This window comes from Agarivorans sp. TSD2052, from assembly GCF_023238625.1.
GTDB lineage: Bacteria > Pseudomonadota > Gammaproteobacteria > Enterobacterales > Celerinatantimonadaceae > Agarivorans.
This window is the reverse complement of record NZ_CP096670.1, coordinates 841615-857187: the sequence shown is the minus strand read 5'-3', so window position 1 is coordinate 857187 and position 15573 is coordinate 841615. Positions and strand designations below refer to the sequence as shown.

The following is a 15573-nucleotide window of genomic DNA, read 5'->3' as shown; positions in this document are numbered from 1 at the left end:
ACTAAAATCACCGCTAGACCCCAAGCCAACTAGCCGTATAATGCCTTTATATATCACCATGTACGGCCTATTTTGCAGCAACTAAACCAACAAATTGAACGGTGCTTTCTGCAAGCAGAACAGCATTTTCAACGGTCCTTTACTCGACCAGAAATAATATTATCGAAGCGACGTAGCAAAGTGGCCGGCAGCGCGAACCTAAGCCAGTGGAAACTGCGTTTTAATGCGCATTTTTACCAGCAGCAACCCGCGGATTTTTTGGCGCAAACCGTGCCGCATGAAGTAGCACATTTACTATGCCACGCACTATATGGGCGTGTAAAACCGCACGGTAAAGAGTGGCAACAGATCATGCAGCAGGTATTTAATTGTCCAGCAAACACAACTCACAGTTACTCTATCGAGCAACTGCAACTCAGCACATTTGAATATCGCTGTGCCTGCCAACGCCATCATTTAAGCGTACGCCGACACAATAAAGTGCTGAGAGGAGCGAGTTATCAGTGCACAAAATGCCAGCAACGATTAAGCTTCGTTACAATCCTCAATAGTGATAACCCTGGTCGGTAAACCATTTCTTCCCCCAGCGAAGTTAACCATGTAGCCCATACCATCTTGCAGAGCGCCAAATTCCACATGAGAATTACAAACGTTATTAGCTAATCGAAGCTGAGAGTCAGAAATAGAATTTGCATTCCATTCCCTGCGCTTGTCGCGAAGACGGTGCTCAATAACCAATACATCACCCACAACATAACACTGCGTTTGTAAATAACTCACAGAACTTACTCTTTTATTGCAACGCTCAACGAGTAACTGTTTAGTAGTTTCGGTAACAACCGAAGGAGGATTGGGTTGATAGTTCAACGCTATTTCTTCCACTTTTTGATTGGTCGCAGCGCAACCTAAAAGCCCCATCATAGAAACAACCAAACCAAGTTTAATTACTTTCATATTCAGTCCCTTGAAAAAGGTACAGACTATAATAAATAACGAATAAATCAATATAGAAATATCCTAAGTACTAATGGATTACTAGGCATAAGTAAGCAATAGGTTTATCCTTTAACGGTCAAATCCTTAACCATAAAAACTACCCAAGGGCCTATTTTTAACCATGCGCATACCACGAATTTTCCACTCTCAACCACTCTCGCTCAACATGGCCACAGAACTTGATGATGAAGCTGCTAGTCACGTTGGGCGGGTACTACGCATGGAAGCCGGGCAATACTTAGAACTGTTCAATAGTGATGGTAATAATTATGCTGCGGTGATCGAAACCAGCAGTAAAAAGCATGTTTCAGTGAAAATCACCGCTGTTCAGGCCAACCATTCAGAATCACCGCTTAATATTCATTTAGGGCAAGTGATTTCTCGTGGTGACCGCATGGAATTTACCATTCAAAAATCGGTAGAATTAGGCGTAAACAAAATCACCCCGCTCACCAGTGAGCGTTGTGGAGTGAGGCTGAATCAAGAGCGCTTTGAAAAGAAACGCCAGCAATGGCAAAAAATAGCGATCGCCGCGTGTGAACAATCGGGGCGTAGTATCGTGCCTGAAGTGGCCGCACTGCAAAGCCTAGAGCAATGGGCCAGTGAAAACACTGACGCCATGAAGTTGAATTTACATCCAAAGGCCCCATATAGCATTAAGACCCTTCCTATTCCGCAACATGGAGTTAGGTTGTTAATTGGGCCAGAAGGTGGCTTATCAGAACAAGAAATTGACGTCTGTAATCAGCATCAATTTCAGGAAACAATATTAGGCCCGCGTGTCTTACGCACAGAAACCGCCGCGCTTACGGCAATTACCGCTTTGCAATGTCAATTTGGAGACTTAGCATAAATGAGTATTAGACTCGGTATCGTGATGGACCCCATCACCAAAATCAATATTAAGAAAGACTCTAGCTTCGCCATGTTGATGGAAGCCCAAGCACGCGGTTACGAAATCTATTACATGGAAATGCAAGACCTCTATTTAGACGGTGGTCGTGCGGCCGCAAATATGTCTCCCTTAGCCGTTCAGCAAGACTCTCAATCTTGGTTTGAGCTTGGCGAATCGGTGGATCAGAGCTTAAGTGAATTGGATGTGATCTTAATGCGTAAAGATCCTCCGTTTGACACCGAGTTTATTTACGCCACCTACATATTGGAGCGTGCAGAGGCCGAGGGCAGCTTAATCATTAATAAGCCACAAAGCTTACGCGATGCCAATGAAAAGCTGTTTACCGCTTGGTTCTCAGAATTTACCCCGACCACTTTAGTGAGCAGTGATATGCCTCGCCTTAAGGCTTTTCATCAACAGCACAAAGACGTGATCATGAAGCCATTAGATGGTATGGGTGGGGCGTCAATCTTCCGCCTTAAAGAAGGCGATCCTAACGTGGGAGTGATCTTGGAAACCTTAACCAATCACGGTCAAGAATACTGTATGGCACAGTGTTTTATCCCCGAAATTGTTGATGGTGACAAGCGTATACTGATCGTTGATGGTGAGCCTATGCCTTATTGTTTAGCCCGTATTCCTTCAAAGGGCGAAACACGCGGTAATTTAGCGGCTGGCGGCCGAGGTGTAGCTCAACCTTTATCGGAAAGCGACTGGAGAATTGCTAAGGCCATTGGCCCAGCGTTGAAAGAAAAGGGCTTGGTGTTTGTTGGCCTAGACGTGATTGGCGACAAAGTCACGGAAATAAACGTCACCAGCCCAACCTGTATTAAAGAAATTGAAGCGGCCTACGATATTTCGATTACAGGCAAGTTAATGGATGCAATTGAAGCTAGACTTAACGCATCAGCCTAAGCAGTAATAAGGTTAACCATTAATAGATGAATACTTTGCAGAATCAATTTTTATTGGCCATGCCAAGCCTCAATGATCCGTTCTTCAAACGCTCGGTTGTCTACCTATGCGAGCACAATGACGAAGGCGCGATGGGTTTGGTGATCAATGTGCCAGTAGATTTATCGGTAGAGTCATTACTTGAGCAAATAGAATTACAAAATCAAGTAGAGTTATTGCGCGAGAATCTTGACCGACCCGTTTACCAAGGCGGGCCGGTAGCCCAAGAACGAGGCTTTGTTTTACATTCGCCGGTAAAGGGCTTTAGTAGCAGTTTAAAAGTCAGTGACGAGCTAATGGTGACCACGTCTAAGGACGTGTTAGATACCTTAGGCACCGAGTCACAGCCTGATGATTATATTGTGACTTTAGGATATGCCAGTTGGGAAGCAGGACAATTAGAGCAAGAGATTGCCGAAAACTCTTGGCTAACCTTACCGGCCAGCGCAGACATTATTTTTGATGTACCCAGCCATAAACGTTGGGAAGCAGCCGCTAAAAGCTTAGGTATCGATATTTGGCAACTGTCTAGCCAAGTGGGACACGCGTAATGGCTAGAGCAGGAGAACGTTCGGCCTTGGCTTTTGACTTTGGTACCAAAAGTATTGGTGTGGCAATAGGTCAAGAGCTCACCGGTACCGCCAAGCCCTTAGCAGCGATAAAGGCCCAAGATGGTATTCCTAATTGGCCCAATCTCGAAAAGCTACTTGAACAATGGCAGCCCGATTTATTGGTGATTGGCTTACCGCTCAATATGGATGGCAGCGAGCAAGAGCTTACGACTCGCGCCAAAAAGTTTGCCAACCGTTTGCATGGCCGTTTTGGTTATGCCATTGAAATGCAAGATGAGCGTTTAACCACCGTCGATGCCAAAGAAAAGCTTTTTGAATTAGGCGGTTATAAAACCCTTGAAAAAGGCGCCGTCGACAGCCTTGCGGCAGCACTGATTTTTGAGAGTTGGTGCACCGAGCAATACGAAGCATAAACGCAACACTTTTACCTTCTCATCAGTTATAACAGGTAGCTAAAGCCAAACACTTAAAGGATGTAACTGCACACAACGTAACAGCCAGCAGCGCCCTAATACCGCCCCTACTAGCAACAAAACCGGCGCAACGTAGTGCTTAATGCGAGGTTTATTCGTTCGCTACAGGCCTATCTAGCGGCCTCAACAGCCACTCATGGCTTTAATTATGTCTTTGTTAGCCGAAACGAAGCAGAGAGTTTGACGAAAGTGGCAAAGCTTTTGGTCGAGTAGTCAGCGAGAAGTCGGTATGTTTGATAATAAAAAGCCAACTGACCAGCAGTTGGCTTTTAACCCATCAACGTAGGTTTAAGACTTGTTGGAGCCCGACCAAATATCAGAACTGAGCTGCTTCTTAAGCTCGGGGAAATCGTCGCTGTTGAACGTAGGCACTTTACCTGCGTCTAATTGGCGGTTGTAATCTTTTGCCAACTTAACCACAACGCCTGACAGCAACAAGATAGCTATCAAGTTAACAATGGCCATGAACCCCATCGACACATCGGCTAAATTCCAAATGATGTCAATTTTAACCACCGCACCAAACATTACCATTGCTAGCACCAACAAACGGAAAATCCACAAACCCGCTTTATGATTATGCTCTAAGAAAACTAAATTTGTTTCTGCGTAGGAGTAGTTCGCCACAATAGAGGTAAAGGCAAAAAAGATGATTGCCACTCCCACAAAGTAACTGCCCCAATCGCCCACTTGACTGCTCAAGGCTTGCTGAGTTAGCGCAATACCATCACCGGTCAATTGTTCGTTGTGACTCAGTAAGATAATGGCCGCTGTAGCGGTACAAATAACCACGGTGTCAATGAACACACCTAACATCTGCACGTAACCTTGCGAAGCAGGGTGTGGCGGGTAAGGAGTCGCCGTTGCCGCAGCGTTCGGGGCACTACCCATACCCGCTTCGTTAGAAAACAAGCCGCGTTTAATACCATTCATCATGGCGGCACCTAGGGCGCCCGCACCGGCCTCTTCAAAACCAAAAGCAGAACGGAAAATTAAGCTAAATACCTCAGGCATTTGCTGAATGTTCATAATAACAACCACTAGAGCCACGATGACATAAGCTAGTGCCATAAACGGAACCACTAGTTCAGCGAAGCGAGCAATACTGCGAATACCACCAAAAATAATCAGTGCGGCAGCGGCGACTAATATGCCACCCACAATGGCTTTATCAAAGCCAAAAGCTTCGTTCATCGCTGAGGCGATGGCGTTAGCTTGTACCGCATTAAATACCAGGCCAAAAGCCACGATCAAGCAAATAGCGAAGATCACGCCCATCCAGCGCTTACCTAAGCCTTGCTCCATATAATAAGAAGGACCACCACGGAAATTGCCATCGCTGTCTTTTACTTTGTAAAGCTGGGCTAAGCTGCTTTCCGCAAAGCTAGTTGCCATCCCTAACAAGGCAATTAGCCACATCCAAAATACAGCGCCAGGGCCACCTAATGTCACCGCGATCGCAACCCCCGCGAGGTTGCCAGTGCCGACTCTAGCAGCCAAGCTCGTGCATAAAGCCTGAAATGACGATATGCCGTTGGCATCACCTCTTCGGCTAGACTTCATCACCGAGAACATATGTCCAAAATGGCGAAACTGTATGAACCCAGTACGAAGGGTAAACAGAACTCCAGTGCCCACCAGCAAATAGATCAGCAAGTTGCCCCACAGTACGTCGTTTAACCAGTTAACTATTTCATTCATGGTTCAAAATCACCTTATGTTAGTAGTGCTTCATAAAACTAAGCCCAATTTAAGCGAGCGCAGATTCTAGGTGTCTGCAAACGACTATGCTTTGACTTATAACAAAAACAAGATAAAAACACGCCTATATATAAATAAAAGGTATTAATGTTGCCTATAAACCTAGCGAGAAAGCAGAAGTAACAGATAATTCTAGTGAAAACGCAAAAAAAAGTGACCAAGCATAACCTTTTTGTAACATTTATATTTTACTTTTTGTGTGGGTGTGGTACTTATTAATTGTGACAACATACAAGGAGATAACCATGGATAGGCTAGACTTGGATACTGTTGAAACCAGCAAATCTTCTCGCGGTTCAAACAAAAAACGAAAGTGGCGAGAGATAGAAGCAATTAAAGAAAAAATTCGCTTACAAAAAGAGCTACAGTCAATCGACAGTAGTTTTGACCTTCAAACCGAATACGAATACTAAAATGAAAAAACCCGGCTAAGCCGGGTTTTTTATTGGATTAGCATCCACTTAGTCTTCTTCTACTGGTTGAGACAGTTTGATCCGCTCAGACAAGGCTTTGTATTGCTCCGCAACTCGATGTCCAAATAATGGGTCTTCGTGATTGCCATGTTGCCAGCTTTGCTCTATCGCTCGCCAGTCGTCCGCAGTCAAATGACGCTTAAGCGCTGGGAATACCACCTCTTCTTCATAATTTAAGTGTTCCCATTGGGCTTTAATAAAGGCTTCTAACTTGTCACTAAATTGATCTAGAGGCACTACCGCATCTAACAAAATGATATCTAGAATATCGCTCAGCTCACTGGTCATTTCTAACAAGTGTTCGTGTTGCTGCTTTAGTTGGTTAGATAAATCATCTTCTACCACTCGATATTTAACGTAGTAATCGTAGATAAGATCTTCTTGGGGGTGATGGTAACGATCAGCATACTCTTGCATGTAGCTAATGATATGAGCAATTAATTTGTATTTAACCGCTTTTTCATCACGTATATGAGCTAATTTTTGCTCTAATACCTTAAGCAACTTGGCGATATTTTTATGATCTTCTTGAAGACTTTGTAACATTGCTTCTCCTTGGCTAACCAGCACTCTTTGATTCAGTATAAAGTACTCAATGTTGAATTATTATTGCGCTAGATCGTTAATTAGACAGATTTGTATTTCTCACAGTTCACAGTTTTTACCAATAATTCTATTTTCACTCTATTTTTTATAGGCTTACTCGCTAGAGATGGCCACTTAAACAGCGTTTGTTTAACTAATATACACAATTTGTATAGTGAATACCCAACAGCAATAAAACAACGAGCACAATTTTCACAAGCACCACTTAATCTTAATCAACAAAGAGAATAATAAAAAACAAAAAAAACCCTTTTTTGATTAAGGTCAATTGTAGTATAGTTACAGCAAGTGGCGATATTGATTCAATAAATGGCTCGGGCATCGCTATAACATGTAATAAAATTACAACAATTAGCTAATGAGGTATGTTATGACCACAGGTATTCAAATCACTAAAGCAGACAACGACGCGCTATTAGGCTCTTTTTGGCTACTAGACAACGAGCAAAACCAAGCCCGTTGCTTATGTGTAAAAGATGAGCTTTACGCTGAAGATGAAGTGGTAGCTATCGATGCATTGGGTCAAATCGAGTATCGCGAAGTACCAATGAAAGCTCAGGCTATCGAAGAAGGTGGTCAACACCTTAACGTAAACGTACTACGTCGCGAAACGTTGCAAGACGCAGTTAAGCACCCTGAAAAATACCCACAACTAACCATTCGTGTTTCTGGTTATGCGGTACGCTTTAACTCGCTAACTACTGAGCAACAACAGGACGTAATTACACGTACCTTTACTGAATCTCTATAAGACTCAGTGTCGCTCAATAAAAAAGCATGCCTAGGCATGCTTTTTTGATATCTGAAGCGGAATAAATCGCTTAACTGCGTTCTCTAATTAAGCCTTCCTGAATGGTTGAGGCAACCAGTTTACCGTCACGGGTGAAAAACTGCCCTCGAACTAAGCCCCTTCCCTGTGATGCTGCAGGGCTATCTACCACGTAGAGCAACCATTCATCTAAGCGGAAGTCTTGGTGGTACCACATGCTGTGATCAATCGTCGCGGTTTGAATGGTGGGTTCAATAAACGAACGGCCATGCGGCTGCAATGCTGTGGGTAAGAAATTGAAATCAGACGCATAAGCTAAAAGGTAACGGTGTATTCGGCTGTCATCAGGCATCTGACCATTAGCCTTAAACCAAACGCAACGTTTAGCGGGAAGTATTTCCGGCTGCAAAGGATTAACAAATTCTACCGGGCGCATCTCCAAGGGTTTATCACAGATAAACTTGTCACGAACCGAATCAGGCAACATTTCACGCAACTGGAAAGCGTACTCTTGTTCAGATTGGAGCTCTTCTGGGGCTGGTACGTCTGGCATCTTATCTTGATGCTCAAAGCCGGGAGCCACTTCTTGAAAAGAAGCTGTCATATAGAAAATAGGCTTACCAAACTGAATTGCTTTGATTCGTCGAGTAGATACACTGCGTCCATCACGAATGCTCTCTACGTCGTATACGATGCGATGATTAGTGTCACCAGGTCGTAGGAAGTAAGAGTGGAAGGAGTGAACTTGGCGATGTTCGGCCACTGTTTCTTTAGCCGCAGACAAGGCCTGCCCCATCACTTGACCACCAAACACCGCACCAAAACCTAAATCTTGGCTTTGACCACGATATATACCTTCTTCTATACGCTCTAAGCTCAGTAGCTCAAGCAAATCTTTTAACACTTTACTCATAGATATCGAATCTTTAAAAACTAGTCGGTGCAATATGCGCGAGAAGCAACAAAAGATCAACGTCTACACATTAGAATAAGCTAATTGATAACTAACTAAATGTTAGATAAAGGTATAACAAGAGCTGAAAAACTCGCTGAGACGAAACAATAGCTAAATTTAAACAAAAAAAGCAGCGATAATAATATCACTGCTTAGTTAGAGCCTTACTTCAAATAAACTAGAGTTTTAACAGCACTGCTCGCAATTGAGCAAAGTCTGCAGGCATCTCTAAAGACAGTAACTCTAGATCAGCTCTGTCGGCTAAAGGCTTTGGTATCTCAATAGCACGTTGCAAGATATCTTCTACGCTTTCTTTAAACTTAGCTGGATGCGCAGTACATAAGAATAAACCATGCTCACCCTCAGCTAATTGCTCAGTTAATTGCTGATAAGCAATCGCGCCGTGTGGTTCACACAAGTAACCCTCGGCATCGAGTGCTTTAACCGCTTCAGCTGTTTGTTGATCGGTCATTACCCCTTTACCTAGCTGGTTTAAGTCCCAGCCTTGGGTCTTGAATAGCTCTTCAACACGAGGCCAGTTGTTTGGCTGACTCACATCCATGGCATTAGACAGCGTCGCTTGAGTAGGCTTAGGCTCCCAGTTTCCTGATGCTAAATAACGCGGTACCGTATCATTAACATTGGTAGCAGCAATAAAACGCTTAATTGGCAAGCCCATGGCTTTAGCAATAAGACCCGCGGTTAAATTACCGAAGTTACCAGAAGGTACAGAAACCACTAGCTGAGCGCGTTGTTCTTTAGGTAGTTGAGCCGCTGCTTCGAAGTAATAACAAACCTGTGCCGCTAAGCGACTAATATTAATTGAGTTAGCAGAGTTGAGGCCAATGGCCGCTTTTAACTCTTGGTCATCAAAAGCTTGTTTAACCATCGCTTGGCAAGCATCAAAATCTGACTCTACAGCCACGGTGGTAATGTTGCCACCAAGAGTACAAAACAGCTTCTCTTGTAGAGGGCTAATTTTGCCTTTTGGATAAAGCACTACCACGTTGATGTTTTCCATGCCGTAAAAAGCATGGGCCACTGCTGCGCCTGTGTCTCCAGAAGTCGCCGTTAAGATAGTGGTTTTTTTGCCTTCTGAAAATTGTGCTAAACATTGCGCCATAAACCGGCCGCCAAAATCTTTAAAGGCTAACGTAGGGCCATGAAACAACTCTAAAGCGCTTATTTGATCGGTCACTTTTTCTAGCGGTGCAGGAAATGTAAACGCTTTGCTTACCATCTCAAACAAGGTGTCTTCAGATAACTCGTTATCTAATAAAGCAGCCAGTAATTTGGCGCAACGTGCATGAAAATCGAGATCTAATACCGCATCAATGTCATCAAATTGCGGAATTGTATCGGGGAAAAACAAACCTTGCTGCTGGCCTAAGCCCTGTTTTACCGCTTGAGTAAAACTCACTTGTTCTTCATGGTGTTTTAGATTGTATAAGTTCATAGCGACGTTCCTGTTACTCGTGTGCCTTGTTCATCGATTTTACAAACATGGCAAAATCCATCTTCGTTTTGAATAAAGTGTTGTTCTAACCAGTCTTTGGCGCGCTGGGCTTGCTCTAATACTGGTGTAACAATGAATATTGTAGGGCCCGAACCCGATATTCCACTAGCTAATGCGCCACTTTGCGCGGCATAACTGCGTACTTGCTCAAAGCCGGGAATAAGCGCAGCGCGGTAAGGTTCTGCAATAATATTGTCTTTTAATAAACTGGCTGCCAATGCAGGCTGCTTACTGTAACTCGCATGTACAAAGCCGGCTAAATTACGGCCAAATTCTAAGGTGTCTTGGCGACGATATTGGGCCGGAAGAATTGAGCGAGCTTGCGCAGTAGAAATATTAATACCTGGGTAGGCAACAATCCAATACCAATCTTCAAAGTGAGGAATGGCTTGGCTAGTCGCCCCAGCTTGTTGCAACATAAGTTGCATACCGCCAAGGTAACAAGGTGCAACATTATCGTAATGCACGCTGCCACTAATTTGCCCTTCCAGCTCACCCATCATAATCAGCATTTGCTCTTTATTGAAAGGCGTATTAACAAAAGCATTTAAGCCTTCTAGTGCCGCAACGACCGAGCAAGCACTAGACCCTAGGCCGCTACCAATGGGCAAGTTCTTTTCTAGGGTCATTTTTACACAACCCAGCTGCTTACCATGATGTTCAGCGTACTGCTTAACAAAGTAATGATAACAATCGTAAAGAATGTTTTGTTTAGGATCGGCTGGAAGTTTGTGCGCATAGCTACCCACATTCTCAATGATCACATCACTGCCTTCGGCGGCTTCAACCATGACCCTGTCACCCAGTAGCTGACCATCAATGGGCGATAAGGCCGCACCTAAAGAATCAAAACCGACACTGACATTCGCGGTTGAGGCTGGAGCATAAACAACGACACTCATATTACACCTCTTGGTTCCAGTTTAGTGTTCTTAATACGTCGGCAAACACACCTGCGGCGGTGACTGCTGTTCCCGCACCATAACCACGCAATACTAACGGAATCGGCTGATAGTAACGGCTGTAAAATGCTAAGGCATTTTCACCATCTTTCACTCGGTTAAGCGGGTCATCAGCGGCTACAGCGCTTAGCGATACCTTACACACGCCGTTATCAATGTTACCTAAGTAGCGAAGAACCTTACCTTCGGCCGCCGCGTCTTGCTGTAATTTAGCAAAATAGGCATCGGCTTCTGGCAAACGCGCCATAAAGGCTTCAGTGTCACCACTTGGATCAAAGTTTGGCGGTAAGGCCTTATCAATTTGAATGTCTTCAATGCTCAGTGGCATACCCGCTTCACGGGCAAGAATAAGCAACTTACGAGCAACGTCCATACCTGATAAATCATCACGAGGATCGGGCTCGGTAAAGCCATTTTCACGTGCAATAGTGGTGGCTTCTGAGAAACTCATCCCTTCATCTAACTTACCAAAGATGAATGATAATGACCCCGATAAGATGCCGTTGAAGCGCTCTAGTTTGTCGCCCGCTTTTAGCAAGTTTTGTAAGTTTTCAATTACTGGCAAACCCGCACCAACGTTAGTGTCGTATAAGAACTTACGACGCATAGCTAAGGCTGTTTTACGTAATTGCTGGTAATACTCCATACTAGAAGTATTCGCCTTTTTATTGGCGGTCACTACATGGAAACCGTTGGCTAAGAATTCTGCGTATTTACCGGCGATATCATCGTTACTGGTACAGTCCACTATCACAGGGTTAATCAAATGACTTTGATCTACCAAGCTAGCCACATTGTCTAAACTAAAGCCGCCATTTTCAGTGGTTGCTTCTAATTGCTGTTGCCAATGCTCTAAATCAAGGCCCTTAGCGTCGAGCAACAATTTACGGCTATTGGCGACACCGCAAACACGAATACCAATTTGTTGTTCTTTAAGGTGTTGCTGCTGAGCATGAATTTGCTCTAATAACGCTCCGCCTACGCCACCTACACCGATAAGGAATAAATCAATGTAGTGCATGCTGTTAAAGAAGTTTTGATGACAGGCACGTATCGCCTCTGCCGCTTTCTCTTGCGAAACGACCGCTGAGATAGAGCGCTCTGAAGAACCTTGAGCAATCGCCACGATGTTAATCGCCACTTCAGCTAGCGAAGTGAAGAACCGAGCGGCAACGCCTTTACTACGGCGCATGCTATCGCCCACTAGCGAGATAATAGCCAATTTATCAATCGCTTCAATTGGCTCTAATAACTGGTTAGCCAACTCTAACTCAAACTCTTCGTTTAAAGCGCTTAAAGCGCGCGAGGCGTCGATGCTATGGATACAAAAACTAATACTGTATTCGCAGCTAGATTGAGTAATTAAGGCCACTGAAATCTGGCTGCGTGAAATGCTTTCAAAAATTCGGCCAGCCATGCCAACCATACCTTTCATGCCAGGGCCTGAAACAGTAAGCATGGTAAGCTCTGATAAGCTAGATAAAGCTTTAACCGGTAAATCATCTTGGGCCGGGCTTTGTGCGCCAATTAAGGTGCCTTCACCCTGAGGATTAAAGGTATTCTTAATCAAGCAAGGAATATGATATTGAGCAATAGGGGCAATGGTTTTTGGGTGCAACACTTTAGCACCGAAATAGCTAAGTTCCATCGCCTCTGGGTAACTTAAACTGCGTAGCAAACGCGCATCATCAACAATCCGCGGGTCACAGTTATAAACGCCATCGACGTCTGTCCAAATTTCACAGCACTCAGCGTCTAAACAAGCGGCCAATACTGCGGCGCTGTAATCAGAGCCATTGCGCCCCAGCACTACCGTATCACCGTGTTGGTTTCCAGCGGTAAAGCCGGGCATCAAGTAAATCAGGCCTTCTTGGATCATCGCGCGATTTAAACGTTGTTTGCTGGCTTGAATATCGACCACTGCTTCAAGATAACCACCGGTAGTGGCAACCAATTTTTGCTGTGGAATGATAATTTCAGCACGTTGGCCTCGCACCGACAATAAGTGGTTCATTGTATGAATGCTTAGTTTCTCGCCGGTAGACAAGACCTTAGCGCGAATGTTGTCAGGGCATTGCTGTAATAAGGCAACACCATTTAATAGTTGACGTAATTCACCGAGCTCTTGATGCACCATCAATTGCATTTGTTCGATGGCAAAACCCGCATATTTTGCTTTTAAATCGGAGAGCAACTGCTGGAACGTTGCTTCAATACGGGTTAAATAGCTTTCACCATCGTTACCGTGGCTAACTTTATCTACCACAGCGACAAGATCGTTAGTCACCCCAGCGGGTGCCGACAACACCACCGCCATTTGCGACTGATGCTGATTACTTAATACAATATCAGCTGCCCGATTAAATCGCTCAGCGTCAGCTAAAGATGATCCACCAAATTTTAAAACTCGCATTGTTCCTCCCAAAAAAAAACCCGTATCGTGAGTGATACGGGCTTTCTTAGATGTAGTTAGTAGCTACAACCAGCCCGACCCGCATGTGGTGGTGCGGGTAATCATTGTGGTGGTTGTGTAAGCAAAACGTACTGACATCTGAATAAAAAACTAAGTCCAATTTATGTTCATACCATAACCAGCTGTGTTTCAGAGTCAAGTTTTATTTGTTCAAACTACCTTTATAAGGCGAATTTCGCCACCGCTAAACGACTATATGAAACCAGCAAGAGCGAACCGCACTTAACGCATAATGCGCAGCCAATTAATCGCGCATTGCAATGCCCCCCATAACACAAAGGCAAACCCTCATTCACCAAAGCGGGATCATTTGTCATCAGCCACAAACAAAAATTTGAACAGGTGTTTAAATCCTGCCATAGTGAATAAAAAAACAACAATAAGAAGACAAGCATGGATCAACGGATGGAACACCAAGCAGCACATGCGATGCTGCAACGCTTTAATAGTTTTTACCAATGTTTTCTCGAAGTGACTCGCGGTGCTAAACAGCGTTTTGAAGATGCCGATTGGATGTCTGTTCAATTGGCATCTCGAGAACGGATCCGACTTTATGACCACCACGTTACCGAAGCGCGCGCTGCCATTAAAGCGCTGACTGGTCACATGCAGCGTAGTGATGCATTTTGTGCGGCGGTAAAATCTCATTACTCAGAGCTGCTTACTCAACATGAAAACTTCGAAGTTGCCGAATCATTCTTCAACTCAGTTTATCAGCGTTTATTTCATCATCGCTATATAGAAGAGAACCAGCTATTCATTCGCCCCAGCCGATGCAGCAAATTGTTCGACTACCAACTGCTCACCTGCAGCCACCAAAATACTCACTTGGAAAGCCTACTGCATACCCTGTTTGATAACTATAGCTTTAGCATTGCCTATGAGGATCTTGCTCGCGACATCGCCTTTATTTGCCAACGACTGCTACAAATACCGCAACTCAGTGACCAGCAGCTGCATAAAATCACCATGTTAACGCCGGTGTTCTATCGCAATAAAGCCGCTTACTTAATTGGCCAATATCAAAGTGAAGGGCTGAGTTTTCCTATTGTATTCCCCTTACTTAACCAACAAGGTAAAGTGGCAATAGATAGTGTACTTATCGACACCGACGAAGTGAGTATTATTTTTGGCTTTGCCCGTTCTTACTTTATGGTAGACGCCCCTGCACCACGCCGTATAGTTAACTTTCTTAAACAACTCTTACCCAACAAGACCGATTACGAGCTATTTACCGCCATTGGTTGTCAAAAACACGGGAAAACCGAGCTTTATCGGCATTACCTGAATCACTTACATAATTCGACTGATCAATTCGAATTAGCGCCGGGTATCAAAGGCATGGTAATGACGGTATTTACTCTGCCTTCTTACGATGTGGTATTTAAGATCATTAAAGACGAATTTACCCCCCCTAAGGATGTTAGTCATGCCATTGTTAAAGAAAAATATCGCTTAGTAAAACAACATGACCGGGTGGGTAGAATGGCTGATACCCAAGAATTTTCTAATGTGGAGTTTCCCTTGGCTCGGTTTAGCCAGAGCTTATTGGACGAGTTACAAACCGTGGCGCCATCGGTGTTATCTATTGAGGGCGAGTCATTAACTATTAAGCACCTCTATATTGAACGCAAAATGATCCCACTAAACATGTATTTAGACCAAGCTGACGAGGCTCAAACTCGCCAAGTCATTGATGAATATGGCAATGCCATAAAACAGCTTGCGGCAGCGAATATCTTCCCTGGAGATATGCTATTTAAAAACTTCGGTGTCACCCGTCATGGCCGGGTAGTGTTTTATGATTACGATGAAATTTCATATATGACTGAGTGTAATTTTAGAGAGTTGCCTAAATCTCAATACCCTGAAGATATGTGGGACTATCAGCCAAGCTTCTCTGTGGGCCCTAACGATATATTTCCTGAAGAGTTTGCCACTTTTCTACTCGGTAAACCGACCGTAAAACAAGTCTTTCAAGAGCTACACCAAGACCTATTTCAAGCCAACTATTGGCAACAACTGCAACGCAACATTGAGAAAGGTCTATTCGAAGACGTATATCCCTATAGAAGACGGAGGCGTTTTATAAATCGTTAATATAATCTGCTATTAAAACCGGTAAACGAATGATTTATTAATCTAATCTCGGTTTTTTTAAGATCAGC

Annotated in this window: 15 protein-coding genes; 8 read left to right on the top strand and 7 right to left on the bottom strand. The window is 44.0% G+C overall.

Annotated elements, in window-relative coordinates:
- Positions 1-72 precede the first annotated feature (72 nt).
- Positions 73-570, top strand: coding sequence for a SprT family zinc-dependent metalloprotease (locus M0C34_RS03930; protein WP_248714354.1), 498 nt, complete (start codon positions 73-75; stop codon positions 568-570).
- Here the strand turns inward: M0C34_RS03930 and M0C34_RS03925 are convergent.
- On the bottom strand, positions 526-954 hold the full coding sequence (locus tag M0C34_RS03925; RefSeq protein WP_248714353.1) for a hypothetical protein: 429 nt from the start codon (positions 952-954) through the stop codon (positions 526-528). The genes M0C34_RS03930 and M0C34_RS03925 overlap by 45 nt on opposite strands.
- 163 nt (positions 955-1117) lie before the next feature.
- Between M0C34_RS03925 and rsmE the strand changes: the two genes are divergently transcribed.
- From rsmE to ruvX, 4 genes are read left to right on the top strand one after another with little or no spacing between them, the layout of a single operon-like run.
- The gene (gene rsmE, locus M0C34_RS03920; protein ID WP_248714352.1) at positions 1118-1849 is read left to right on the top strand and encodes a 16S rRNA (uracil(1498)-N(3))-methyltransferase; all 732 of its coding nucleotides are present in this window, start codon (positions 1118-1120) and stop codon (positions 1847-1849) included.
- Complete coding sequence (gene gshB, locus M0C34_RS03915; RefSeq protein ID WP_248714351.1) at positions 1850-2806, top strand: glutathione synthase; 957 nt, start codon at positions 1850-1852, stop codon at positions 2804-2806.
- A 26-nt stretch (positions 2807-2832) separates the two neighbouring features.
- Complete coding sequence (locus M0C34_RS03910) at positions 2833-3396, top strand: YqgE/AlgH family protein (RefSeq protein WP_248714350.1); 564 nt, start codon at positions 2833-2835, stop codon at positions 3394-3396.
- Positions 3396-3830, top strand: a complete 435-nt coding sequence (gene ruvX / locus M0C34_RS03905; RefSeq protein ID WP_248714349.1) for a Holliday junction resolvase RuvX — start codon at positions 3396-3398, stop codon at positions 3828-3830. The genes M0C34_RS03910 and ruvX overlap by 1 nt, the downstream gene beginning before the upstream one ends.
- A 348-nt stretch (positions 3831-4178) precedes the next feature.
- On the opposite strand, the gene M0C34_RS03900 is transcribed toward ruvX, so the two are convergent.
- Complete coding sequence (locus M0C34_RS03900) at positions 4179-5591, bottom strand: alanine/glycine:cation symporter family protein (RefSeq protein ID WP_248714348.1); 1413 nt, start codon at positions 5589-5591, stop codon at positions 4179-4181.
- Between the two features lie 305 nt (positions 5592-5896).
- Between M0C34_RS03900 and M0C34_RS03895 the strand changes: the two genes are divergently transcribed.
- Positions 5897-6064, top strand: coding sequence for a DUF3545 family protein (locus M0C34_RS03895; RefSeq protein ID WP_248714347.1), 168 nt, complete (start codon positions 5897-5899; stop codon positions 6062-6064).
- Between the two features lie 48 nt (positions 6065-6112).
- Here the strand turns inward: M0C34_RS03895 and M0C34_RS03890 are convergent, their stop codons facing one another.
- On the bottom strand, positions 6113-6670 hold the full coding sequence (locus M0C34_RS03890) for a hemerythrin domain-containing protein (RefSeq protein ID WP_248714346.1): 558 nt from the start codon (positions 6668-6670) through the stop codon (positions 6113-6115).
- Positions 6671-7100: 430 nt separating this feature from the next.
- Here M0C34_RS03890 and grcA point away from each other — a divergent pair, with 430 nt between their 5' ends.
- Positions 7101-7481, top strand: a complete 381-nt coding sequence (gene grcA, locus M0C34_RS03885; RefSeq protein WP_248714345.1) for an autonomous glycyl radical cofactor GrcA — start codon at positions 7101-7103, stop codon at positions 7479-7481.
- Between the two features lie 70 nt (positions 7482-7551).
- Here the strand turns inward: grcA and tesB are convergent, their stop codons facing one another.
- The 4 genes from tesB to thrA form a co-directional block, all read right to left on the bottom strand.
- Positions 7552-8412: an acyl-CoA thioesterase II gene (gene tesB, locus M0C34_RS03880; protein ID WP_248714344.1), complete on the bottom strand. Its 861-nt coding sequence runs from the start codon at positions 8410-8412 to the stop codon at positions 7552-7554.
- Between the two features lie 220 nt (positions 8413-8632).
- The gene (gene thrC / locus M0C34_RS03875; protein WP_248714343.1) at positions 8633-9910 is read right to left on the bottom strand and encodes a threonine synthase; all 1278 of its coding nucleotides are present in this window, start codon (positions 9908-9910) and stop codon (positions 8633-8635) included.
- Positions 9907-10872, bottom strand: a complete 966-nt coding sequence (thrB, locus tag M0C34_RS03870; RefSeq protein WP_248714342.1) for a homoserine kinase — start codon at positions 10870-10872, stop codon at positions 9907-9909. Before thrB ends, thrC begins: the two co-directional genes overlap by 4 nt.
- A 1-nt stretch (position 10873) precedes the next feature.
- Positions 10874-13345, bottom strand: a complete 2472-nt coding sequence (gene thrA / locus M0C34_RS03865; RefSeq protein ID WP_248714341.1) for a bifunctional aspartate kinase/homoserine dehydrogenase I — start codon at positions 13343-13345, stop codon at positions 10874-10876.
- Between the two features lie 453 nt (positions 13346-13798).
- Between thrA and aceK the strand changes: the two genes are divergently transcribed.
- Positions 13799-15505, top strand: a complete 1707-nt coding sequence (gene aceK, locus M0C34_RS03860; RefSeq protein WP_248714340.1) for a bifunctional isocitrate dehydrogenase kinase/phosphatase — start codon at positions 13799-13801, stop codon at positions 15503-15505.
- Positions 15506-15573: the final 68 nt, after the last annotated feature.

Excerpts from the sequence above, each read along its gene's own strand:
- M0C34_RS03925 (WP_248714353.1), bottom strand. The coding sequence starts at position 954 with ATGAAAGTAATTAAACTTGGTTTGGTTGTTTCTATGATGGGGCTTTTA.
- rsmE (WP_248714352.1), top strand. The coding sequence starts at position 1,118 with ATGCGCATACCACGAATTTTCCACTCTCAACCACTCTCGCTCAACATG.
- gshB (WP_248714351.1), top strand. The coding sequence starts at position 1,850 with ATGAGTATTAGACTCGGTATCGTGATGGACCCCATCACCAAAATCAAT.
- M0C34_RS03910 (WP_248714350.1), top strand. The coding sequence starts at position 2,833 with ATGAATACTTTGCAGAATCAATTTTTATTGGCCATGCCAAGCCTCAAT.
- ruvX (WP_248714349.1), top strand. The coding sequence starts at position 3,396 with ATGGCTAGAGCAGGAGAACGTTCGGCCTTGGCTTTTGACTTTGGTACC.
- M0C34_RS03900 (WP_248714348.1), bottom strand. The coding sequence starts at position 5,591 with ATGAATGAAATAGTTAACTGGTTAAACGACGTACTGTGGGGCAACTTG.
- M0C34_RS03895 (WP_248714347.1), top strand. The coding sequence starts at position 5,897 with ATGGATAGGCTAGACTTGGATACTGTTGAAACCAGCAAATCTTCTCGC.
- M0C34_RS03890 (WP_248714346.1), bottom strand. The coding sequence starts at position 6,670 with ATGTTACAAAGTCTTCAAGAAGATCATAAAAATATCGCCAAGTTGCTT.
- grcA (WP_248714345.1), top strand. The coding sequence starts at position 7,101 with ATGACCACAGGTATTCAAATCACTAAAGCAGACAACGACGCGCTATTA.
- tesB (WP_248714344.1), bottom strand. The coding sequence starts at position 8,412 with ATGAGTAAAGTGTTAAAAGATTTGCTTGAGCTACTGAGCTTAGAGCGT.
- thrC (WP_248714343.1), bottom strand. The coding sequence starts at position 9,910 with ATGAACTTATACAATCTAAAACACCATGAAGAACAAGTGAGTTTTACT.
- thrB (WP_248714342.1), bottom strand. The coding sequence starts at position 10,872 with ATGAGTGTCGTTGTTTATGCTCCAGCCTCAACCGCGAATGTCAGTGTC.
- thrA (WP_248714341.1), bottom strand. The coding sequence starts at position 13,345 with ATGCGAGTTTTAAAATTTGGTGGATCATCTTTAGCTGACGCTGAGCGA.
- aceK (WP_248714340.1), top strand. The coding sequence starts at position 13,799 with ATGGATCAACGGATGGAACACCAAGCAGCACATGCGATGCTGCAACGC.